The 23,322-nt window shown below is 45.9% G+C and carries 24 protein-coding genes and 1 pseudogene; 20 read left to right on the top strand and 5 right to left on the bottom strand.

What is annotated here, in order from left to right:
• Positions 1 to 5 precede the first annotated feature (5 nt).
• The 18 genes and pseudogenes from OGH69_RS12570 (at position 6) to OGH69_RS12485 (ending at position 16,412) form a co-directional block, all read left to right on the top strand.
• On the top strand, positions 6 to 1,922 hold the full coding sequence (locus OGH69_RS12570; protein ID WP_265174831.1) for a heavy metal translocating P-type ATPase: 1,917 nt from the start codon (positions 6 to 8) through the stop codon (positions 1,920 to 1,922).
• Between the two features lie 87 nt (positions 1,923 to 2,009).
• The gene (locus OGH69_RS12565; RefSeq protein WP_265174830.1) at positions 2,010 to 2,324 is read left to right on the top strand and encodes a heavy-metal-associated domain-containing protein; all 315 of its coding nucleotides are present in this window, start codon (positions 2,010 to 2,012) and stop codon (positions 2,322 to 2,324) included.
• A gap of 370 nt (positions 2,325 to 2,694) precedes the next feature.
• The gene (locus OGH69_RS12560) at positions 2,695 to 3,066 is read left to right on the top strand and encodes a hypothetical protein (RefSeq protein ID WP_265174829.1); all 372 of its coding nucleotides are present in this window, start codon (positions 2,695 to 2,697) and stop codon (positions 3,064 to 3,066) included.
• A 119-nt stretch (positions 3,067 to 3,185) separates the two neighbouring features.
• A complete protein-coding gene (locus OGH69_RS12555) occupies positions 3,186 to 4,058 on the top strand; it encodes a DUF3347 domain-containing protein (protein ID WP_265174828.1) in 873 nt (290 codons plus the stop codon).
• 1 nt (position 4,059) lies between these two features.
• Positions 4,060 to 4,539: a TlpA family protein disulfide reductase gene (locus tag OGH69_RS12550; RefSeq protein WP_265174827.1), complete on the top strand. Its 480-nt coding sequence runs from the start codon at positions 4,060 to 4,062 to the stop codon at positions 4,537 to 4,539.
• A gap of 1 nt (position 4,540) precedes the next feature.
• A complete protein-coding gene (locus OGH69_RS12545; protein WP_265174826.1) occupies positions 4,541 to 5,071 on the top strand; it encodes a heavy-metal-associated domain-containing protein in 531 nt (176 codons plus the stop codon).
• Entirely contained in the window at positions 5,068 to 5,877 is an 810-nt protein-coding gene (locus tag OGH69_RS12540) for a hypothetical protein (protein ID WP_265174825.1), read from the top strand. Before OGH69_RS12545 ends, OGH69_RS12540 begins: the two co-directional genes overlap by 4 nt.
• 31 nt (positions 5,878 to 5,908) lie before the next feature.
• A complete protein-coding gene (locus tag OGH69_RS12535) occupies positions 5,909 to 6,526 on the top strand; it encodes a DUF3347 domain-containing protein (RefSeq protein ID WP_265174824.1) in 618 nt (205 codons plus the stop codon).
• A gap of 1 nt (position 6,527) precedes the next feature.
• A pseudogene (locus tag OGH69_RS12530) lies at positions 6,528 to 6,961 on the top strand (heme-binding domain-containing protein).
• A gap of 25 nt (positions 6,962 to 6,986) precedes the next feature.
• Positions 6,987 to 9,482 carry a heavy metal translocating P-type ATPase gene (locus OGH69_RS12525; RefSeq protein ID WP_265174822.1) on the top strand — a complete coding sequence of 832 codons (2,496 nt, stop codon included), beginning with the start codon at positions 6,987 to 6,989 and terminating at the stop codon, positions 9,480 to 9,482.
• A gap of 26 nt (positions 9,483 to 9,508) precedes the next feature.
• Entirely contained in the window at positions 9,509 to 10,012 is a 504-nt protein-coding gene (locus OGH69_RS12520; protein WP_265174821.1) for a DUF305 domain-containing protein, read from the top strand.
• Positions 10,013 to 10,124: 112 nt separating this feature from the next.
• On the top strand, positions 10,125 to 12,641 hold the full coding sequence (locus tag OGH69_RS12515) for a multicopper oxidase domain-containing protein (RefSeq protein WP_372339339.1): 2,517 nt from the start codon (positions 10,125 to 10,127) through the stop codon (positions 12,639 to 12,641).
• 26 nt (positions 12,642 to 12,667) lie between these two features.
• A complete protein-coding gene (locus tag OGH69_RS12510; protein WP_265174819.1) occupies positions 12,668 to 13,288 on the top strand; it encodes a DUF305 domain-containing protein in 621 nt (206 codons plus the stop codon).
• Between the two features lie 10 nt (positions 13,289 to 13,298).
• The gene (locus OGH69_RS12505; RefSeq protein ID WP_265174818.1) at positions 13,299 to 13,655 is read left to right on the top strand and encodes a hypothetical protein; all 357 of its coding nucleotides are present in this window, start codon (positions 13,299 to 13,301) and stop codon (positions 13,653 to 13,655) included.
• Between the two features lie 543 nt (positions 13,656 to 14,198).
• Positions 14,199 to 14,765, top strand: a complete 567-nt coding sequence (locus tag OGH69_RS12500) for a hypothetical protein (protein ID WP_265174817.1) — start codon at positions 14,199 to 14,201, stop codon at positions 14,763 to 14,765.
• A gap of 72 nt (positions 14,766 to 14,837) precedes the next feature.
• Positions 14,838 to 15,698, top strand: coding sequence for a helix-turn-helix domain-containing protein (locus tag OGH69_RS12495; RefSeq protein ID WP_073411757.1), 861 nt, complete (start codon positions 14,838 to 14,840; stop codon positions 15,696 to 15,698).
• Positions 15,699 to 15,799: 101 nt separating this feature from the next.
• Entirely contained in the window at positions 15,800 to 16,093 is a 294-nt protein-coding gene (locus OGH69_RS12490; protein WP_047096321.1) for a putative quinol monooxygenase, read from the top strand.
• 160 nt (positions 16,094 to 16,253) lie between these two features.
• On the top strand, positions 16,254 to 16,412 hold the full coding sequence (locus OGH69_RS12485) for a hypothetical protein (protein WP_265174816.1): 159 nt from the start codon (positions 16,254 to 16,256) through the stop codon (positions 16,410 to 16,412).
• 80 nt (positions 16,413 to 16,492) lie between these two features.
• Here the strand turns inward: OGH69_RS12485 and OGH69_RS12480 are convergent, their stop codons facing one another.
• The 5 genes from OGH69_RS12480 to OGH69_RS12460 form a co-directional block, all read right to left on the bottom strand.
• Complete coding sequence (locus tag OGH69_RS12480) at positions 16,493 to 16,879, bottom strand: GreA/GreB family elongation factor (RefSeq protein WP_265174815.1); 387 nt, start codon at positions 16,877 to 16,879, stop codon at positions 16,493 to 16,495.
• A 6-nt stretch (positions 16,880 to 16,885) separates the two neighbouring features.
• Positions 16,886 to 18,451, bottom strand: a complete 1,566-nt coding sequence (locus tag OGH69_RS12475) for an FMN-binding glutamate synthase family protein (protein WP_265174814.1) — start codon at positions 18,449 to 18,451, stop codon at positions 16,886 to 16,888.
• Positions 18,452 to 18,656: 205 nt separating this feature from the next.
• Positions 18,657 to 19,169: a hypothetical protein gene (locus tag OGH69_RS12470; RefSeq protein ID WP_265174813.1), complete on the bottom strand. Its 513-nt coding sequence runs from the start codon at positions 19,167 to 19,169 to the stop codon at positions 18,657 to 18,659.
• Between the two features lie 45 nt (positions 19,170 to 19,214).
• Positions 19,215 to 19,814 (bottom strand): hypothetical protein, encoded by a 600-nt coding sequence (locus OGH69_RS12465; RefSeq protein WP_265174812.1) that lies wholly within the window; start codon positions 19,812 to 19,814, stop codon positions 19,215 to 19,217.
• Positions 19,815 to 20,158: 344 nt separating this feature from the next.
• Positions 20,159 to 20,542, bottom strand: coding sequence for a hypothetical protein (locus tag OGH69_RS12460; protein ID WP_265174811.1), 384 nt, complete (start codon positions 20,540 to 20,542; stop codon positions 20,159 to 20,161).
• A 259-nt stretch (positions 20,543 to 20,801) separates the two neighbouring features.
• Here OGH69_RS12460 and OGH69_RS12455 point away from each other — a divergent pair, with 259 nt between their 5' ends.
• Together OGH69_RS12455 and OGH69_RS12450 are read left to right on the top strand one after the other, a co-directional pair.
• Entirely contained in the window at positions 20,802 to 21,941 is a 1,140-nt protein-coding gene (locus tag OGH69_RS12455) for a sensor histidine kinase (protein WP_265174810.1), read from the top strand.
• Complete coding sequence (locus OGH69_RS12450; RefSeq protein WP_265174809.1) at positions 21,907 to 23,241, top strand: sigma-54-dependent transcriptional regulator; 1,335 nt, start codon at positions 21,907 to 21,909, stop codon at positions 23,239 to 23,241. The genes OGH69_RS12455 and OGH69_RS12450 overlap by 35 nt, the downstream gene beginning before the upstream one ends.
• The last annotated feature ends 81 nt before the right edge of the window (positions 23,242 to 23,322 follow it).

The raw sequence follows: 23,322 nt of genomic DNA, 5'->3' as shown, positions 1-23,322 counted from the left end.
TAATTATGGAAAACGATACAATGCACGCAAAGCCATCGGTCCCGGCAAAGGTTACTGATGAGGGCGAAAGCTGGTTCGCCCATTGGCCGCTGCTTCTGGCTATTGCAATGCTCTTCGCGATGCTTACCCTGGAATACGGATATGATTATATACCGGCGTTTCCCTACAGCTTAGCAGTCTATGCAATCGCTTATCTCCTGTCAGGGTATAATGTACTGTATATGGCATGGCAAAAAGCACTAAGGGTGGATTTCTTCAATGAATTTTTCCTGATGAGTGTAGCAACAATTGGCGCCTTTGCCATAGGGTCGTACAGCGAGGGTGTTGCAGTAATTGCCTTCTACTCAATTGGGGAATGGTTTCAGGACAGTGCTGTCAACCGTGCAAAAAGAAGCATCAAGGCACTGCTGGATGTGAGGCCGGAAGAGGTAACTGTCATTCGCAGCAGCAATACGGTCACAGTCCACCCTACTGAAGTAGGAATTGATGAAGTTATTCAGGTCAAGCCGGGTGAAAAAGTTGCACTCGACGGCGAATTGGTTTCTGGTAAAGCCTCCTTCAATACGGCAGCACTTACAGGCGAAAGCAAGCCTGATACCAAAGAAAAGGGCGAAAAGATTTACGCAGGAATGATAAACCTAAATACGGTGGCGGAAGTCAGGGTTACCTCGTTGTTTCAGGACAGCAAGCTTAGCAAGATACTGGAAATGGTACAGGATGCGACATCCCGAAAATCCCAGACGCAGCTTTTCATCAGCCGCTTTGCAAAGGTCTATACCCCAATTGTTTTTGCGTTAGCATTGGCAGTATGCCTCGTGCCTTCTCTTTTTGTCGAGGAGTATATCTTCAGGGTATGGTTTTACAGGGCGCTGGTATTCCTTGTGATAAGCTGTCCCTGCGCTCTTGTGGTTTCTATACCGTTAGGCTATTTTGGAGGCATTGGCCTTGCTTCCCGCAAAGGCATACTTTTCAAAGGGTCTAATTTTCTCGATGTGATGACAGCGGTAAATGTTGTTGTGATGGATAAGACCGGAACACTCACCGAAGGCATCTTCAAGGTGCAGGAAGTGGTGGCAGATGGACTGTCTGATGAAGAGCTGCTTACAACAACTGCAGCTCTGGAAAGCCACTCAACACATCCCATTGGGCTCGCTATTGTTGAGCATACAGGTAAAGAAAAACTGAACGGCTTTGCAATCTCTAATGTGGAAGAAATTTCAGGGCATGGGCTAAAAGGTACCATCAACGGGAAGCAAGTCCTGGCAGGAAATACAAAACTTATGAAGAAATTCAATATTGAGTATCCCCAAGCCATTGACGCAATCGTCTATACAATTGTCGTAGTTGCTGTAGAAAATAAATACAGCGGACATATTATGATCGCTGATAAAATCAAGGAAGATGCACCTCAAGCGATAAGAGAACTGAATAGTCTAGGAATCCAGACCGTGATGCTATCGGGAGATAAGCAGGCTGTAGTCGAGCAGGTCGCAAGGGAACTTGGAATTGATAATGCGTACGGTGACCTGCTACCTGAAGGTAAGGTCGAAAAAGTGCAGGCTCTCAAGGATCAGGGTAAACGTATAGCTTTTGTAGGCGATGGGGTTAATGATGCGCCGGTGGTTGCACTTGCCGACGCAGGTATTGCCATGGGTGGGCTTGGCAGCGATGCGACCATTGAGACCGCAGACATTGTCATACAAAACGACCAGCCGTCCAAGATCGTTACCGCCATCCGCGTTGGAAAGCTAACCAAGCGAATCGTCTGGCAGAATATTATTTTGGCGATGACTGTAAAGATTATAGTCCTTGCGCTGGGGGCTGGCGGTATAGCCAACCTGTGGGAGGCTGTTATTGCCGATGTAGGGGTTGCCCTTTTGGCAATTCTGAATGCAGTGCGCATCCAGAAGTCAAACATTTAAAACTAGTACTATATTTGCCGTAACAATTAAAAATTACAACATGAAATCAATCTTTAAAGTTTTATCCATAGCATTTTTTTATTAGCCTTGTCCAACACGGCATCAGCACAGGAGAAAAAGACGATCCTGACCGCAACTATAAAAACCGCAATCTATTGTGACCATTGCAAAGCTTGTGAAACATGTGGCCCGAAATTTAATCAGGCTTTATTAAAAGAAAAAGGTGTTCAGATGGTGGTCCTTGATGACAAGGCAATGACTATCAAAGTGACCTATAATTCTAAGAAAACTAGCCTTGATAAAATTAAAGCCGCAATTAGCAAACTAGGATACGATGCTGATGAGGTTAAAGCAGATCCTGTAGCCTATGAAGGTCTTGATGGCTGCTGCAAGAAAGCATAATTATCTGTAATATAATAATGAAAAACCCTCAATTGAGGGTTTTTCATTATTAAATCCTTTCCGCTCTAAAGCCTGCCGCGCTTACGGCAGCGATAATTTTGTCCTGGTCGACACCCTCGCCGGATACTGTCAGCACTTTATCGGGATTATCGGTATCCACTGGTTTTCGTGTGCACGCTAGCGCCCGCGCATCCAAAAATTATATACATCAAATCCAAAATTCTATAAGTCCCATGTGGATGCAAACCCTACCTTTGTATAAAATTGCAACCAGACCAGAAAAGGCAGAACGACATATAACATGATTTTAACAGTTGTGCCGTTCGCATAATGTATTTTTTTCTAAATTTGTAATTCAAATATTTTCATCTTGAGGAAGTTTCATTTCATACTGCTGATGACCCTGGGCCTGTTACTGAGCCCATCGCTGTCTTTTGCCTGCGGCAAGAAGGCGGACGGCCATCATAAGGAAACTTCCGCCAAGTCCTGCAAAAAGGAATGCTGCAAGGAAAAGAAACAATCTTCGCCCTGCGGCGAGAATCATAAGGATTGCGACGGAAAATGCGGCCATTCCTCATGCAACTGCCCTTCCTTTTCGGCGTATGCATTTGCAACCATCCCAATGATAGACTATAAACCCCGGTTTATAGAAAATGCGGGTGAAAATGTACCATTCGGGTATACCGAAGCATTTTTCCAATCCGCAATAGATTCGTTGCGGCTTCCTCCAAAGATAGGCTAGATCCCCAACGGTAACAGCCAGAAGTGCGTCCTGTCGGGACAGCTGAGTATTCCTTATTGCGGTCTGCCGCTATAACGGCGATGCTGCACATATTCCAATATCTATAACATATTTACGTCATGAGTTTACTTCAAAAGCTTATGGTGCCGGCACTTATCCTGGCATCATCATTCCCTGTGCATGCACAGATAAAAAATGCGCAAACTGTCTCTGCGAAGGTTTCCGGCAATTGCGGCATGTGCGAGACCACAATTGAGAAAGCCGGCAACATCAGAAAAGAGGCCCAGGTGGACTGGGATAAGGATAAGCAGGTTGCCACCATCACCTATGATTCCGAAAAAACCAGCCCTGACCAGATCCTTAAGCGTATCGCCCTTGCCGGATACGATAACGAAAAATACCTTGCCCCGCAAGAAGCCTATAACAATCTTCATGGCTGCTGCCAGTATGAGCGTACGGGCGTTACTGCCCAGGCGGGCAATGAAGGGAGCCACAGCGGACATGCTGCGGGTGCACCTGCAGGTGAAGGCCAAACCGGTACAGCTGCACACACCGCGCAGTCTGATGCGCTTGCCCCGGTATTCTCAGGTTACTTCATCCTCCAGGAGGCCTTAGTAAAATCAGACGGCAAGCAGGCCGCTGCCGCTGCGGGTGAACTCCAGAAAACTATCGGCACTGTGGCTATGGCCTCATTAAAAGAAAAAGAGCATACGGCGTGGATGCAGGTGACAGGCAAGCTGTCGGCTGCGATAAAAGGCATTGCCGGCACTTCCGACCTTAAGAAGCAAAGGGCACTCTTTGCAGACCTCTCTGAAAATATGCACACCCTGGCAAAAGCAGCCAGCCTTTCAAAGCCGGTCTATTACAACAACTGCCCGATGTTCAACGACGGCAAGGGAGCCAACTGGCTAAGCGCAGAGAAGGCGATTAAAAACCCATACTATGGCTCGCAGATGCTGAGTTGTGGGAAAACTGTGGAAACAATAGAGTAAAATGAAAAAGACTCTGATACTTGCAGTTTTAGTTTGCCTGCTTTCGCTTTCATTAACGGCGCAGATCAGGCCCGGCGATGCCCTGCCGAACCTGAATCTCAACAACAGCTCGGGACAGCCTCTCAACATGAGCTCTTTCAAGGGGAAAGTGGTCCTGGTCGATTTTTGGGCCTCATGGTGCGGGCCCTGCCGTCTCGCCAACAAAAAGCTGGTGAAGCTCTATGGCAAATACCGCCCTCAGGATTTTGAGATAGTCGGCATCTCGCTGGATAAGGACAAATCGAAATGGCTTGGTGCTGTTAAGAAGGATAAGGTCACCTATACCCAGGCCAATGACCCCGGTGGCTTTGAGGCGAAGTCGGCTCTCGCTTTCGGCGTTGAGGAAATGCCAGCGAGCTTCCTATTCGACACCTCGGGAAGGCTTGTTGCCGTCAACCCCACTGAGGAGCAGATCATAAATGAAATCAACAAAAAGAAGTAAGATGAAAATCCAGATAAATAAATTTTTAATTCTCAGCCTGCTTACCCTTATGTCAATAGCTACAGGGTACGGCCAGTTAAAAAAAGCCGAGATCCTGGCGACGGGGCTTACCTGCTCCATGTGTTCCAATGCCATTAATAAGCAGCTTAAAGCCCTTGATGGGGTGGAGAGCGTCGAGACCGACCTCAACACCAATACCTTTACGGTATCCTTCAGGGATGGCAACGCCATTACACCTGCAACGCTGAAAAGCAGTGTGGAGAAAGCCGGCTTTTTTGTCGGATCAATGGTAGTGACCCTTGAACTCAGCAATGTGCTGCCCAAGGATAATACTACGTTACAGGCCGGAGATGCGACCTTTGTTTTCATTGATTCAAAGGAAAAAGCCCTTAATGGGGAGACCAAGCTAAAGATTCAGGACAAAGGATACATCACCCAAAAAGAATATAAGAAACTGCAGAAATCGTATTCCAAATATCCGACCTACAGCGCGGAAAATGAAAATGATTTCCATGTCAAGGTGGTGATATGAGGAAGTTAACGGCAATAGTTTTCCTTACAGCGACCCTCAACGCAGGCGCCCAGGAATTGTTCGTGATGACAGAGCCTGCCAGTAACGTGCCGACAGGGTCGGTAAGCGCGCGGCTGGGGCAGTCCCTGATGAAAGAGGAGTATGATTCAGGGTACAACCACCATATGATGCCTGAGGTTACCTGGGGCATAAATAAGGACTGGATGGTGAGGGCAACAGCCTACATCAGCAACAGGAATACCGATCTTGTCACCGAAGGTGGTGGCTTTTACGCAAAATACAGGTTCCTTTCGGTGGACGACCTCCACAGCCACTTCAGGATGGCGGCATTCGGCAGGTACAGCTTTAACAATGCTGATATCCACCAGGAAGAGATCGAGACAATGGGGCACAATACAGGATTTGAGGCAGGGCTGGTGGCGACCAAGCTGGTCAATAAGACGGCCATCAGCTCTTCGGTAAGCTACGAGAAGGCAATGGATAACAAGCCGGACTATGATTTCCCGGAGGGACAGGCCAGCACTGCCATGAATTATACGCTGTCTTTGGGACGGCTTATGTATCCTAAGACTTATACCAGCTACAAGCAGACAAACATCAACCTGATGGTCGAGCTGCTTGGGCAGACCCTGGCCGAGAATGGCAAATCGTACCTGGATGTAGTGCCTTCGGTGCAGTTCATCATTAACAGCCAGGCGCGGATTGACCTGGCCTACCGGCAGGAACTCTACAGTTCGATGGTGCGCTCGGCGCCCAACGGCGTATACCTTAAACTGGAATACACATTTTTTAACCTAACAAATTAGGCTCGGGAGAGCCGATACAATTATGACAACAATGAAAAATTTAATGATTACCCTGTTGGCGGCAGCATCCCTTGCGGTTGCCTGCGGCAAGAAAGAAAGCAATACCGATCAAACCGGTACTGATACCGCCATAATGCCAAGCGACACTACCAGGCAAACCACCGCCGGTCAGGACGGCTCAGCTGCCGGGACTCAAGAAAACGCTACAGCGCAAACAGGCTTCTCAACCGAGGGGATTATCACGGCCTACCTGAAGCTTCAGGAAGCCCTTGCAAAGGACGATGCGAAAGCCGCTGCGCAGGCAGGAAAAGCGCTGCAGGGCGAATTTGAGAAGGTTGACGCCACTGCCATACCGAAGGAGAAGCGCGCCGATTACGCCGATATCGCGGCGGATGCAAAACAACACGCGGAGCATATCAGCCAAAATGGCTCTGATATTGCCCACCAGCGGGAGCACCTGTCAGTGCTTAGCCAGGATATGAACGACCTCATAGCCCGCTTCGGCACGGACAGGAAGCTTTACCTTGACCACTGCCCAATGTACAATGACGGCAAGGGGGCGACATGGATAAGCGCGACAAAGGAGATAAAGAATCCTTATTACGGAAAAGAGATGCTCTCCTGCGGCGCATTAAAGAAAGAGCTATAGTATGCGACGGGCGAGGGGGAGGTTAGCCATTGCCACCCTGCTGGTATTTGCCGCAATGCAGCTCTACCAGCCAAAGCAGGGTGACGCCTATCGGCCAAAGGACGAGGCACACCTCGAGAATGTAAGCACGATACCCGCGCCAGTGGCATTAGTGTTGCAGCGCGCCTGTTATGACTGCCACAGCAATGCAACGGATTATCCCTTGTACGCCTACGTGCAGCCTGTAGGCTGGTGGCTCGAAGGGCATATCACCCGCGGCAGGGAAGAACTGGATTTCAGGCCAGTAAGATGGGTGCCATCGCAGGGCAGGTAAAATCGGGGGCGATGCCTCCGGAGGCCTATAGCCTTCTGCATCGGGAGGCTAGGCTCACCCCAACAGAGGCGAAGGTATTGGCGGAATGGGCAGAGGCCTTGCAAGACAGTTTATCGAGATAAGTAGCAACAACCAAAATCAATTGTTATGAAGCACACGTATCAAATCCAGGGCATGAGCTGCGATGGCTGCCGCAAGGCGGTAGAGCAGGCGCTCAACAGCATTGAGGGAATTTCCGCGCAGGTAAGCCTTGACCCACCTGCTGCCGTCATCAGCATGACGGAGCACATACCCACAGCAACCCTGCAGGAAGCGGTAAGCCGTGCAGGCAACTATCAAATTACGATGCAGGGGCACGGAGAAACGCCTCACCATCACCATCCTGACCCGCACCCTATGCACACCCGTACGCCAAAACATGCTAAAGGCGACCAATATTACTGCCCGATGCATTGCGAAGGCGACAAGACCTACGACAAGCCGGGCAGCTGCCCCGTATGCGGCATGAACCTTGAAAAGGTACCGCAGCTCCAGGCAGCCGCTTCGCAGTATACCTGCCCGATGCACCCTGAGATCATAAAGGATGCGCCGGGCGCCTGCCCCATCTGCGGGATGGACCTTGTTCCGTTGGCGCCGGTGGACCAGGAAGACCAGACGTATAAGGCGCTGCGCCGGAAATTCTGGATAGCGGTAGGTTTTACCGTGCCCATATTTTTGCTGGCAATGGGCGAAATGATCCCGGGCAACCCTGTCGGCAGCGCCTTAGGGCAGGATACCTCCAACTGGCTGCAGTTCATTTTCTCCCTTCCCGTGGTCTTCTACTCGACATGGATGTTCTTCCAGAGGGCCTGGACATCGTTTACTACCTTCAGGCTGAACATGTTCAGCCTGATTGGGCTCGGGGGAGCTGCAGCATTCCTCTTCAGCATTGTCGGGCTGCTATTTCCCTCAGTATTCCCCCAGGAGTTCCGTGGGCACCATGGCAGCGTACACCTGTATTTTGAAGCCGTTACAGTCATACTTACCCTTGTACTGCTGGGGCAGCTGCTTGAGGCCAAAGCCCATAGCCGAACCAGCGGCGCGATAAGGGAACTGCTCAAGCTCTCGCCCACCGATGCGACACTGGTGAAAGACGGCAATGAAACGCAAATCCATATCAATGACATACAAAAAGGCGACATCCTGCGGGTAAAGCCCGGGGAAAAGATCCCTGTCGACGGCAGCATAACTGAAGGTTCCGCAAGCATCGATGAGTCCATGATCACCGGTGAGCCAATACCGGTTACAAAAGCAGCAGGCGATAAGGTAAGTGCCGGCACGATCAACGGGACAAAGACGTTCCTGATGTCAGCCGAAAAGGTTGGCGGGGAGACCCTGCTGGCCCAGATCATCGAGATGGTCAATACTGCCAGCCGCTCCCGGGCCCCAATCCAGAAGCTGGCTGATAAGGTTTCCAGGTACTTTGTGCCTGCCGTAATAGCGATAGCCCTGGTCACGTTCGTGGTATGGGCGGCTTACGGCCCCAGCCCGGCGTATGTCTTTGCCTTTGCCAATGCGCTGGCGGTGCTGATCATCGCCTGCCCGTGTGCCCTTGGATTGGCTACCCCGATGTCCATCATGGTCGGTGTGGGAAGCGGCGCGAGGCAAGGCGTGCTCATCAAGAACGCTGAAGCCCTGGAAAAGATGGCCGAGATGCAGGTCCTTATCATCGACAAGACCGGAACCATCACCGAGGGCAAGCCATCGGTAGAGCGTGTCGTGCCTATCGAGGGCGTGGCTGAAGATGAAATCCTGCGCCTCATCAGTTCGCTGAACCAGCACAGCGAACATCCCCTGGCAACCGCCGTAATGCAGTATGCCCGAAATAAAGGGATCACCCCGGAAAAGGCGGCGGACTTTGATGCGGTAACCGGCAAAGGCGTGACCGGAACGCTGGGGCAGCAGCGTGCAGGGGTGGGCAATCGCAGCCTGATGGAGGCCGTCGGGGCGCCAATCCCGGGCCAGCTGGCTGAAGAAGCGGCGCGCGAACAGGCGAAAGGCAAGACGGTATCCTATGTCAGCCTCGGCAGTTCCGTGAAAGGCCTTATCACCATTGCCGATGCGATCAAGCCGAGCAGCGCGGCAGCCATTAAATCCTTACGCCAAAAAGGCATCGATGTCATCATGCTGACCGGTGACAATGCGGCCACCGCCAAGGCGGTAGCCCAGCAGATGGGACTGGAGCATTTCAGGGCTGAGGCGCTCCCGCAGGACAAGCTTGAGGAGATCAGGAGGCTGCAGGGTGAGGGAAAAGTTGTGGCTATGGCAGGGGACGGCATTAACGATGCGCCCGCCCTGGCTCAGGCCGACATCGGCATCGCGATGGGCACCGGGACTGATGTCGCCATAGAAAGCGCCGGGGTAACCCTGCTCCGGGGAGACCTGCAGGGCATCGTAACGGCACAGGAGCTGAGCCATAAGGTGATGAAGAACATACGCCAGAACCTTTTCCTGGCCTTTGTCTACAATGTCATTGGAATTCCGGTCGCGGCAGGGGTGCTCTATCCTTCGCTGGGCATCCTGCTTTCACCCATGATAGCTGCTGCAGCGATGAGCCTGAGTTCGGTCTCTGTCATACTCAATTCGCTGCGGCTAAGGAAGTGATCCGTATAACTTAAAAAATATTCATCATGAAACACAGCAATCACAGACATGCAGGGGCGGAAGACAAGCCTATGCACCATTACAGGAAGCTTATGCTAATGACGGCACTCTCATTTATTGCCATGTATATACTTATGTATGCGATGGTAGATGTCTTTGCCAATGTCGTGCACAATGTCAACCAAATCTATATGGCCGGGCTGATGGCAACACCGATGGTAATCATCGAGCTCCTGGTGATGGGGGGCATGTACAACAATAAGAAGCGCAACGCCATCATCATCGCGGTGAGTGCCCTGGCACTGGCGGGTTTCTTCCTGCTCATACGCCAGCAGGGCGGGGTCTCAGACAGGCAATTCCTAAAGTCCATGATACCCCATCATGCCTCAGCGATATTGATGTCGGAAGAGGCAGACCTGAACGATCCGGAGGTGCGTGCGCTTGCCAGGCAGATCATCGAAAGCCAGCAGGAAGAAATAAGGCAGATGAAGGCCAAACTGGAAGCCATGGATGCAGACAGCAAAAAATAGAATCATAACAGCGCGTGGCCTATCGGTACCCGCTATAATTTAACACCACATGAAAAATATCCTCAGGCCATTTTACACCAGACCAGGATTTACATTGCTGGCCTTATTGCTCATGCTTGTAATGGCTGCTCCTGTACAGGCGCAAGCCGGTAAAGAGCAGGTGTCCTACACCTGCAGCATGCATCCCGAGGTACATTCGCCAAAGCCGGGCAAGTGCCCCAAATGCGGCATGGCGCTGGTAAAGGAGAAGCCCAAGGCAGCAGCCAGGGCGGAGCCGAAAAAGAAAGCGGTACAAGCCAAAGCGCCGACGACCAAGAAAGAGCATGCCGGCCATGATGGCCGCAGCACGAAAGCGCCTGAACAGGAACCAGTGCCGGCGGCACCGAAAAGGACAATTGCCGATGCACCGGCCAGGGTAGTCCGCTATGACCTGTATGTGAGGGATACGATAGTGAACTTTTCCGGCAAGCCCAAGCGGGCGATTGCCGTTAATGGGCAGATACCCATGCCGACACTGACCTTCACCGAAGGCGATACCGCCGAAATCTATGTCCACAACGAACTCGACGAGGAAACATCGCTTCACTGGCACGGGCTGTTTTTGCCCAATAAGGAAGATGGGGTCCCCAACCTGACACAGATGCCTATCAAGCCCCATACGACCTATAAGTACACTTTTCCAATCATCCAGCACGGAACGCATTGGTACCATAGCCATTCCGGGCTTCAGGAGCAGATTGGTATGTACGGTTCCTTTGTGATGAACAAACGGAATTCGGACCCGACTTTCAGGGAGGGCATTGATGACCTGCCTACCGTACCTGTCCTGCTGAGCGAATGGACCGACCTGAATCCTGAAAACGTGCACCGGATGCTTCATAATGCCTCGGATTGGTTCGCGATCAGGAAAGGAACCACCCAGAGCTACGGCGAGGCGATCAGGCAGGGATATTTCACCACCAAGCTCGCCAATGAATGGAAGCGCATGAATGCCATGGATGTGAGTGACGTCTATTATGAGAAGTTCCTGATCAACGGCAGCAATGAAAGCCAGCTCACGCAGTTCAAGGCAGGGCAGAAGGTGCGGCTGCGCGTTTCCAACGGCGGGGCTTCGAGCAATTTCTGGCTGACGTATGCGGGCGGGAAAATCACGGTAGTGGCAAGTGATGGCAACGATGTAGAGCCTGTAGTGGTGGACCGGCTGCTGATCGCCGTATCGGAGACCTATGACCTTGTGGTGACCATTCCCGGGGAAGGTATCGCCTATGAGTTCCTTGCCACCCCTGAAGACCGTACTAAATCCGCCTCGCTTTATCTAGGAGCGGGTGTCAGGCAGCTGATCACGCCGCTTCCAAAGCTGAAATACTTCGAAGGTATGAAGATGATGAACGATATGATGAAAATGAACGGTGACCTGGATGATATGGGGATGCAGATGTCCCTGAACCAAATGGACATGAACGCGGTCATGTATCCTGAAATCACGGGAATGCAGGAAGACCGGCCCATGGAAATGCCGACCGAGGGGGACAGTCACGAAACCGAAAACGCCCCTGACGGGCATGGAACGCACAGCATGGAGAACCGGTACAACCCTAATGCGCTTGCCGATATCGTGACCTTAAACTATGCGATGCTGAAATCCCCGACAAACACGGCATTATCTAAGGACGCCCCTGTAAGGGAACTTAAGTTCGAGCTTACCGGAAATATGAACCGTTACGTCTGGAGCCTGGACAACAAGGTCGTCTCGGAAACAGATAAGATACTCATCAGGAAAGGGGAGATACTGCGCATCGTCCTGCACAACAACTCCATGATGCGCCACCCCATGCATCTGCACGGCCACGATTTCAGGGTAATAAACGGGCATGGCGATTATGCACCGATGAAAAATATCATTGACATCATGCCTATGGAGACCGACACCATTGAGTTTGCCGCCAGCGAGGACGGCGGCGACTGGTTTTTCCACTGCCACATCCTCTACCACATGATGAGCGGCATGGGGCGGGTCTTCAGTTATGAGAATTCCCCGCCGAACCCCGAAATACCGGACCCCAAGCTTGCCCAAAGAAGGCTCTTTGCCGATGACAGGGAGTTCCATTTTATGGCGGAGAACGATTTCGCGACCAATGGCAACGACGGCGAGGCGATGCTTGCTAATACGCGCTGGAGCATTAATGCCGAGTGGAGGCTGGGGTATAATGACCACCATGGCTATGAGACAGAGCTCCACGTTGGGCGTTATGTGGATAAGATGCAATGGCTGTTCCCGTTCATAGGATTCGACTGGCGCTACAGGAAGCAGGACATGGGTGAGACGGAGGAAAACATTTTCGGCCAGGGGAATACTAAAGACAAAAGGGCGGTCTTAAGCGCCGGGGTCAGTTATATCCTGCCCATGCTGGTTACAGCACAGGCTGAGGTATTCAGCGACGGGAACCTCAGGCTGCAGCTCGAAAGGAAGGACATACCGCTGGGCAGGCGCCTTCGCATGAACCTGATGGTGAATACCGATAAGGAGTACATGGGCGGCCTGCGCTATATCATTACGCGCTGGGGCTCTCTATCGGCACACTACGACAGCGATATGGGAGCTGGCTTTGGTGTTATGCTGAATTATTAATTACAAACCAATAACTATTTTAAATTATGAAAAAAACAATCCTGATGGCAGTGCTTGCTGCCATGAACTTAATGGTCTCATGCTCGGATGATGACAGCGCAAAAAACGGCGTGCAGCTGCAGGCGCATGATGAGAACAAGATGATGAATAAAATGCATACCATGATGGATGCGATGGCAGCCATGGAAATGACCCATGACCCTGATGTCGATTTTGCCGCGATGATGGTCATGCACCACGAGGGCGCCATTGCCATGGCAGGCCTGGAGCTGCAGGAAGGCAGCGATACGGAGATGAAAGCTGTGGCGCAGGCCATAGTCACTGCACAGCAGCAGGAGATACAGGAATTGGAAACTATCCTCGCCGCTATCAATGCCGATGAGATGGACATGGATTTTATGGCAGAACAGATGACTGGGATGGACAAGATGGATGCGATGGCTGACCAGCAAATGATTACAGGCGATATTGACAACGACTTTGCCAGCCTGATGATAATCCATCACCAGGCCGCCATAGACAGCGCCTCCACTTACCTCCATCATGGCAGCAATCCCGAACTCATCGCGATGGCCAATATGATTATTGAGGCACAAAGCAACGAAATTATTGCACTTAGCAACTGGCTGGCTCAAAACCGCCGTTAACCGTACCAACATGAAAAGAACCACTACATTGCCGGGACTATTGGCGGCGTGCCTGCTGGCTGCCTATGGCTGCAGCGAAAATGACCCGGCTCAGGCAGGCGGGCATGAAGACCTTGCCGCAGTGCAGGGGATGGCCGGAGCCCTGCACCATATGGAACGTTACAATGATTCCATAGCCCATCACACAGGGGCGGCAGTCCACCATTACGACAGCCTGTACCATCATCACGATTCCCTTTTCGTGCACCATCACCAGGACTATCATCATGGCGATACGATCCATCATCACTCGGGAACGCACCACGATGCGGCCCAGCACCATGAATACGATTCGATAGCACAGGCGCACCACCATCTTGCGCATTAAGGACTGCCATTAGTAATTACCTGTTGATAATTCTGACAGCCGTTGCCTTTGGGTAGCGGCTGTCCTGTTAATGCCTATTTGCAGGAACTAATGGAGTACCATTTTCTTTGGCCTGCAGGCTAAGTTGTACTGGTCTTGGCAGTATTGATTTAATAACTCCTTAGTGCGCATTGCGGCAGTAGCGGAGATGCCTTTACTGATAAATAGAATTTCTGAATTGTCGTACCAAACTCCCATAGCACAGTATAATTTACTATATTTGCATAGAATCATATCGTTCTTTAAATCAAATAGTTAAACAGGTTAAAATTGTGGCAAAATCATGTCACAATGGTAAATTACAAATTTGAAGGCTTGTAAGCCAGCGAAATACAGTGTACTTTGGCATTGAAAGAAGCATTAAAAGAAATCTATAAGTTGTAACAGCCCATACGACCTCATTAATGGTAAAATCTTACACGACCACACTCAGCATTTGCCGGGTGTGGTCGTGTATTTTAGACTGTTTTTTTTTAGTTTTGCATATATAATTCATCTGACCGATTGATTAAGATTATCCAATATTTCTTCCCAGGTCAGATGCACATAAAAACGATGCAAGATTTTGAGTACATTAAATTTGTTCCTGACGAACGGCGCTCCGGTTTTGTGAAGAGTTTCCTGCTATGTGCCAATCATACCGATGAAGATAAAGAAGTCATTATTTTTCCCGATGGAAGAGTGGACATTATGTTTAGCTGTACAGATCAGGAACCATTGGTAGCCGAATTAATTAATCTGAATAAAAAAGCATGGCGGTATATTTTCAAAAAGCAAAAAAAGCTTTTTATGGTATGTCTTACCTTGCTCGGTGCCGAATACCTGCTCGGATACAACGGGACAGATTTTGGAAAAGATGAGATTCGGCTTCCCGCAGGTTTTTGGGATATTTCTAAAGAAGACCTTACAAGCTTAGATAGCTTTGCAGAAAAGGTTTCGGAAAAACTTTTGGAAATATTCCCGAAAATGATGGATGAAAGAAAGCAACAGCTTTTTGAGCTTATCTATTCGACAGGTGGTAAGGCGTTATCAAGTACCCTCCTTACAGCAAGAAAAAACTCAAATGGCTAAAATCGCTTTTGGAACGAATTTCTTATGACACAACCAAAGAACACTCCGTAAAAAATCAATTTAATTTTGACAATGGACATTACAAACCTTCCCGAAGATCTATGGGAACATAACGAAACTCATACTTCGGATTTGCAAATTTTCAATTACGAAGTGTATAAGAACGGTTCCAGAAACAAGATTGGCCTGAATAAAAATGTATTCAGTTTCTTATTGGATGGTCAAAAAAACATTCACTTTTCTAATGATATCATTTCAATCAATGAAACACAATCGCTACTTATCACATCTAATAATGTTTTGGTTACCGAACTGGTAGGTGTAAGTTCATACCGTTGTTTACTCTTCTTCTTTTCTCACAAAAACATCACCGATTTTTTATTGAAACATTCCCATTCTTTCAGTCAGAATGCCTCAGATAAAAAGATAACGGATATACCTTATTTCCTTTTAGAAAAAGACAATTTTATCATCCATTATATTCATTCGCTCCAACAGATTTTTGGTTTGCAACAATCTATCTCTCAAAAGATTTTGGAACTGAAATTTGAAGAAATAATGCTTTATCTGGCGGATAAATATGGGACGGTATTTTTAGATTACTTACATTATTTACTAATCAATGAAAGAGAATTATCATTTAAAATGGTAATTGAAAAGAACCTTTATACGAACTTGAATATTGACGAAATAGCCTTTCTGTGCAATATGAGTGCCTCTACTTTTAAGAGAAAATTTATAAGTATATACCAGAAATCTCCAGGGAAATGGTTTCAGCAAAAACGGCTTAACAAAGCCAAAGAATTGTTACATAATAACCAAGTTACACCTTCCGAAATTTTTATGGACTTTGGCTATGGCAGCTTGTCAAATTTTAGTGCAGCCTTTAAAAATGAATTTGGGTATAGCCCCAACCACATCCACTCAAATTGACCTCTTTTCATAACTTATTGAACCAAACTAAAAAACGAAGCAGCGCTGGTTTTTTCTAATTTTGTCTGATTGAAGAATAGTTTAACTAAAAAATAAAAACAATGAAAAAATTAGGATTGTTAGTTCGGTTGGAAGCAAAGGCCGGCCAAGAAAAAAACGTTGAAGATTTTATTACAGGAGCATTACCGCTTGCTCTTGAAGAAGCCGGTACCGTTACGTGGTATGCATTCCGTATTGATGCTTCTACCTTCGGTATTTACGATACTTTTTCAAACGAAGAAGGTAGAGAGGCACACCTTGGCGGTAAGATCGCAAAAGCATTAATGGAAAATGCACCAGACCTATTGGCAACACCTCCTTCTATTGAAAAATTGGATATTTTAGCTGCCAAATAGCCTAAGATAATACCATTATATTTAAGGGAGGATTTGCAAAAACTCAGCAAAATCCTCCCTTAATTGTTCAAAAAAATATCTTCTCTTCCTCATTTTTTTAGATATCTAAAAAATCAACCTAAAAAAGCTTACGTCCTTTGCATTATCAAATTTTAATGAGATGCAAAATGTAAAAGAAACCACGGATAAACACATTCTTTCTGACGAAGGCATTGCGATGGTAGGATACAAAGTAGGCGATATTATTCAATGGCCATCGAAAAAAGGCAATTTAAAACTCGAAATACTTAAGGTTGAAGAAGTGGAAGATGTAATGTAGCTTATTTTAAACAAAACATCCCTGATATTATTCCAGGGATGTTTTTTTATAAGCAGTTAGAGACGTATTAAAGTTATCAGTTACTTAACAGGTTGCTGCAGCATGACTGATTTTATATATAACTTTTTAAGCCCTCCGGGCAACAGCCATTCAACAGTCATCCCTTTACGATGCCCAATTAATGCGACGGCTAGAGGAGAAAAAACCGATATTTTTTTTTCCTTAAAGTTAGCAAGATGTGGCGGTGTAATAGAAAGGCTAAATATCTTCTTCGATTCCACGTCTTCCACGTCAAATTTGGAGAATAATTGTATAATATCTGCTTTAATATCCTCATCGGCCACAATATCAGCTTTTTTAAGTTCTTCTAATATAAGATCAACTTCTCTGGTTTTCTGATAATACGACAGGTTATTTATTAAATTAGTTATAATTGTATAATCAGTTTGTTTTAGAATAGGTGTCATAGTAATTTAGTTTAAATTATTAGTAGTATACAGAATATCATTTTGTGATTTCTGCTTAAAATAGATATCACGGAAACTTTCATTTTTATTATGCGAGGTACGCCTGTAAAATGATTCCGGAGCTATCTGCGCCAGATTCTCAACGCCACACGCTCCTATAAACTCTGCAAGTGCCTTGATTGTATTTCTATGGAAGCTTGCGACCCTATGGCTCTTATCCTGAACATCAATTCCCCTATATAGTGATTTTTCCTGCGTCGCAATTCCTACAGGGCATTTTCCGCTGTCGCATTGCAATGCCTGTATGCACCCCAGGGAGAACATCATCCCTCTAGCACTGTATATAAGGTCGGCGCCCAGCGCTATGTTTTTCGCCATATCAAATGCTGTGATGGCTTTACCCGAAGCGATAATCCTAATATGCCTGCGGATACCAAACTCTCGCAAAGTTATATTTGCAAATGCAAGCGCGTCGGCCAGAGCCATACCCATATAATCTATAAATTCCAGCGGGGCGGCGCCGGTACCCCCTTCGGCACCGTCAATGGTTATAAAATCAGGGTATATCTCCGTAAAAGCCATTTGCCTGACAATTTCCCTGAACTCTTCTTTCTGCCCAATGCACAATTTAAACCCTACAGGTTTTCCATTAGATAATTCACGCAAACGCTGCAGAAACAACAGCAGCTCATACTCATTTGTAAATGCTGTATGTGCAGATGGAGAGTGAACAGTAGTGTAAGGCTCTATGTTCCTGATGCGTGCAATTTCAGGAGTGTTTTTATGAGAGGGTAATAAACCGCCATGTCCTGGCTTAGCCCCTTGGGATAGCTTAACCTCTATCATCTTCACCTGCGCAATATTAGCTTTTTCGCTAAACAACTTAGCAGAAAAGTAACCATTATTATCCCTGCAGCCAAAGTAGCCGGTACCTATTTGCCAAATTAGGTCACCACCTTGCAGGTGGTAGTCGCTAATCCCGCCCTCGCCGGTGTTGTGGGCAAATTTTCCCAAATGAGCGCCCTTGTTTAATGCAGTAATGGCAGTTTTGCTCAATGCCCCATAGCTCATTGCCCCTATATTAAGGACGCTGGCACTATACGGCTGAAGGCAGGCCTCATTGCCTATCGCTATACGGAAATTGTCAGGATCGGCAGCCTTAGGGTAAATACTATGAGCCGCCCATTCATATCCAATTCTGTTCGGGTCATCCTGCATCCCGAATGAAATAGTCTGCTTTTGGTTTTTCGCCCGTTGATACACTATTGAACGCTGCCTTCTGCTGAAAGGCTTGCCATCAAGTTCACCTTCAAAAAAGTACTGCCTGAATTCCGGCCTAAGCGACTCAAAGAAATAGCGCAGTCGGCCTATAAGTGGATAGTTTCGCCTAATCGCATGCTTGTTCTGAAAAGTGTCGTAAGTTACAACTGCCAGGACAGCTATAGGTAAAAATAACCATGCGCGCGCCAATAAGTGTGAAATAACGAGAAGGCTTGCTACGGACAAAAGTCCGATACTAAAAAGCCACACGAGCAAAAATGGTGTGGACGGAAGATTAAATACGTTCTTCATCTCAATATTAAATAGTGATTATTGTTTCTTATGAATCAAACGAAAAGAGCCACCTCCATTTTCCGAAGCGGAAATGGAGGTTTAGGCAGAAAAGGCTTTGCCGGGATAAGTAAATAACAATTTTATCGGCAGTAGGGTTACGCCGGGTAGAAAATTAAAAGCTTTCAGACTATTGGTCACCATAAATATTTTAAGTTATAGTTGATTATGTACTTAGGTAGTTGATCTTATTATCGATTCGCTTGCATGTAACTAGTAGCCTGTTATATTTCCTTAAGAGGTTTCGGAAGCAGTGAATAATAGCCGGCTCAAGGCTTTTATAATGTGATTCGTGAGAGGAAGCCAGGTAATTTAGCTGCTTTACATCGGATGACATATCATAAATTAAAAGCATAATGGTGTTAAATTTTATAATTAGTTCACTATCTCCATAGGTAAATATGTCGTCTTCAATCTTTTTTGAAAATACAGCTATAATACTCAGCTTATGTTGGAATATTGAGATATTTATAGCGTCTTTTAATGCATTGGGTTTAGAATATTGTTTCTGCTGCTGAAGTAATTTTTCAGGAGGCATTGATTCTTCTACAAGTTTTATAAAATTTTTGAACTTTCTCCTGTTCCTCTCGTGTATAGCATTTGCGTATATACGCCGCGCCACAAAATTTCCGCTCAAGAAGTAAAGAATAAGTGTTACTATAGTCAAATGCTCTGTCATGTCATTTTATTTTATTCATTACGATTTGTCTACCTTTTCGTTAGTTTAGTGCGCGATTGTATTGCGCCCCATAGCTAAAATTATTGACTGTACCAGTGTTGCAACTATAGTCACTAACACTAATTCCATTTTCTTCTTTTTAATGAAAGCATCCAATTGGCCTATTGCCTGTTCAGATTTCTCACGAGCCTTAAAATTTTCCTTTTCGAAAAACGAAAGAAGATAAGCGTTGGCTTGCGAAGCGACAGCTTGCAGGCCCTGCATATCCTTCTTGCTTATACGCTCCTTAATCATTGTATTAAAATTGCGAAGCATCTGCAGATTATCACTTTTCTTTTCTGACTTTGTTACTGTTGACATTCTTTCGGTCGTTGCAATTAGCTGTCCCGCCAATTTATTCAGATGATATATGTTCTGCCGATGCTCGGTTAAAACATCGTTAGTATTTATACTAATATCGTTTAAGATCTGGCTATACCTGAATAAATTGGACTGCTGAGTGTAACTATAATGAAAGGCTTCAGTTACATATTGTTTTGTGGAGCTCGCGGTTTCTGTTTGTCTCAAATTATACCCTATCACTAAAGCAACAACAGCGCCATGCAGTAAGGTTGCGATTGCTTTAGCCTTTCTATTAATATTCATTATTATTACTTTACATTAACAACATTGATTTATCACATTTTACCTCATAGAGATTCAATCCAGATCGTAAGACTTTATGATTTGGATTGCTGTGAATATCTAAAAATTATTGCAAGGGTTAAGGCTCTCCAAGTTATTATTGCCAGGAGAGCTTAAGTAATAAAGGCCCTGTTCTGAACATGGCGAAGCATTTCAGGCGGCCCTGAATGCACGCTAATAAACATGATATGTCGGTCAGGGTAGTTCATCATTTTGAAAAAAGAAACAGCGCAAAACTTTAATCGATAAATAATTGAAATATTATTAATTGTGAAGGGTAGATAGTAATAAGCCGGGAACAGATATTAACCTTTAGGGCATAGTTCGCCTATCATTATTTTCTTCAACGACTGAACGTCTGCCAAATAGCTTTCCACCTTCTGTTTAAGCTCAATGTATTCTTCAAGAAAATGTGCTTCGCATTGAAGATCGTCACATTCCCTGATTCCTTCCCATTTATTATCTGATATTGTTACCAAACTGCTTAGGTTTTCATTAGTCTTCATGAGATCCTCTAATCTCTCGAATAGCTGATCGAAATTCACGTATTGACTCTTCGATCTCTCAGCCATTTGATTCGCAAGCAGCGCGGTGTAAATCTTAAATTCGTAGCTTAAAATCTTAAATTCCTCTTTCCAATATAATACCTCTGTAAACATTCTTTGGGGGTCGTCATATATTTTATACATCCTAAATAATTTATAAGCGCCAGAAGGCAAACAACATGCCATCAAATTGGATTTTTTTTAAGGTATTAACAGTCAGGCAATTATTGTCTTTAATATTAATTAAAAATCGAGTTGGAGCGTAAATAATAACCACGCCGGGTAATATTTACCCGCGTTATGTTCAAAATGACAACGTATATTGAGTTGTGCAGACTGCTTGAGTAATCCATGGTCGCATCTTATTAATCGTTGTTCATATTTAATAGTAACTTTGTAATATATGGATAAAATGCAGAAATCTTCAGTGGAGCATAAGCTAAGGGAAAGGGTGAAAGAGCTGACCTGCCTCTATGATGTAACAAGCGCCGTCCTCCAACACGACGGAACAATTGATGTAACGCTTGATCGTATTTGCAATATTGTAAAAGCTGCCTATCAATACCCTAATGATGCTGTAATAGAACTTTGGCTTGAATCACACTACATCTTGACAGCCGCGATTCCCCTTAGTTCGGTTACTCAGGTTAGTGCCATCAATGTATTTGATGAAGATCTTGGGTTTATAAAGGTGCATTACAATATGGAACTTTACAGTTCCGCCCACTTTCTTGATGAAGAACAGTTACTCCTTGACAAAGTAGCCCATGAAATTGGCAATTTTTTTGAGAAGTTGATTATCATGGAAAGGGAAAAGCTTTTCCAGAGTAATATTGCACAAGCGGATCGCCGGGCAGTATTGCATGAGATTACTGCCGGCATTGCACATGAGCTTAACACTCCTTTAGCAAATATATTAGGGTTTGCAGAATTAATTAAAGAGAATGATCTCAGCGTCCAAATCAATGAAGATGTTTCCAAAATCATAAAGTCCGCCATATATTCACGTGAGATAGTGAAGAAGTTACTGTTGTTTTCAGGTGAAATGCCGTCTAATCCGGAGGTTATTGATGTAAAGGAATCAATTTTGCAGTGCTTATCGATACTATCGCCTAATTTTCGAAAAAAAAACCTGGATTTTATATTCATATGCGATGATCAATCTTATATAATGTTTTTTGACAATATTCAGCTAACGCAGATAATTTTTAATCTCGCACTCAATGCAATTTATGCCTCTCCTGATGGGGGTATCATTAAAGTTAGATTATATAAGGAAAAGCGAGTGATGGTGATTGAAATGGAAGATGAAGGAGAAGGCGTCCCGGAAAAACTGATGAGTAAGGTATTTGAGCCTTTCTTTACTACCAAGCCAGTTGGCGTAGGTACAGGTTTAGGCCTGAGTGTGGTTCAGGGAATAGTTAAAACCAATGGGGGCACTATACAAATACTTGCCAACAAGCCATTGGGTGCAGTATTCAAAATACGATTACCAATAATAAAAAAATATGGAATTGAAGAAAGAAAATCTTTTGATAGTTGATGATAATTTTGATATGCTGGAAGTGTTGCATCGCAACTTGAAAGCAATGAATTTTCACGCATTTAAAGCTTCCACTGTTACTGAAGCCTTAAATATTTTACTTTATACTCCGATTGATCTTATCATCACCGATTTGCAGATGCCTGGTGGAAGCGGCTTAGAGCTGTTGGATTATGTCAATAAAAATAATCCTGGCCTGCCAAGCCTTATCATTACCGGCTTTCCTTCAATAGAGAGCGCGATGCAGGCGTCAAGGCTTGGAGCGCAGGATTATCTTACAAAGCCATTTACAAATCAAGAATTAAAAAAAGCGGTTTCCAATATATTAGCCAGACAACATAAAAGTCCTAAAGAAAAGGTGTCCAAGGTCTCAAAAGTTAATTCTTATGCGGGCATGGTGGGAAATTCTAAAGCTTTTGAAAATCTCATCGATATGATTGAGCGTGTTAAAAATAACCGGGCCACTGTTCTTATTACAGGTGAAAGCGGTACAGGCAAGGAACTTGTTGCCAGGGCTATTCATTATTCGGGTGCTTTTGCGGCCGATCCCTTCGTCGCTGTCAATTGTGCAGCAATACCCGAAAGCTTAATAGAATCTGAGCTCTTTGGGTATGTAAAGGGCGCTTTCTCAGGAGCTGACCAAACACGCAAAGGCTTATTTGAATCTGCCAATGGCGGCACAATCTTCCTTGATGAAATCGGTACGATGCCCCATAATGTGCAAAGCAGGCTATTGCGTGTCCTTCAGGAAAAAGAGATCAGAAAAATAGGAGCGCAAAACTCTGACAAAATTAACTTACGAATCATAGCCGCAACAAATGAAAATTTGCCGATGTTGATAACGCAACAAAAATTCAGGGAAGATCTTTACTACAGGCTTAATGTGGTTGCATTGCAAACAGTTCCGCTCAGGCATCGAAAAGTTGACATTCCCTTATTGGTAAATGCTTTTCTTAAGAAGTATGGAAAAGAATATGGCAAGCCACACATAGCCATTGGCGAGGAAGCTCTAGATTTGCTGGTAAGCTACTCGTGGCCGGGCAACGTTCGCGAACTTGAAAATGCCGTGCAGCGTATGATAATAATGGGCAACGATGCTATTGGAGTCAATGAAGTAAATTTCTTACAGGATAATATTAGACACGATAGTATTGAAAATGACCTTTTGCCCTTGCAGGATGTCGAAAGGGAATATATTTTGAAGGTCCTGGCTGCTGTGGGTAATAATAAAACAAAGGCTGCAGAAATCCTCCAGATCAACAGGAAGACTCTTGCAGCAAAGTTGGGGCAAAAGCTGTAAGGGGGTCTTTTCCACTTCACGCTACAACTTTAATAATCATGACGCGGTGCGGCAAAAACTACTATTATATTGGGTAATTTT

It is taken from the genome of Flavobacterium sp. MFBS3-15, from assembly GCF_026107645.2.
GTDB lineage: Bacteria > Bacteroidota > Bacteroidia > Flavobacteriales > Flavobacteriaceae > Flavobacterium.
This window is presented reverse-complemented; position numbering and strand designations above follow the sequence as displayed.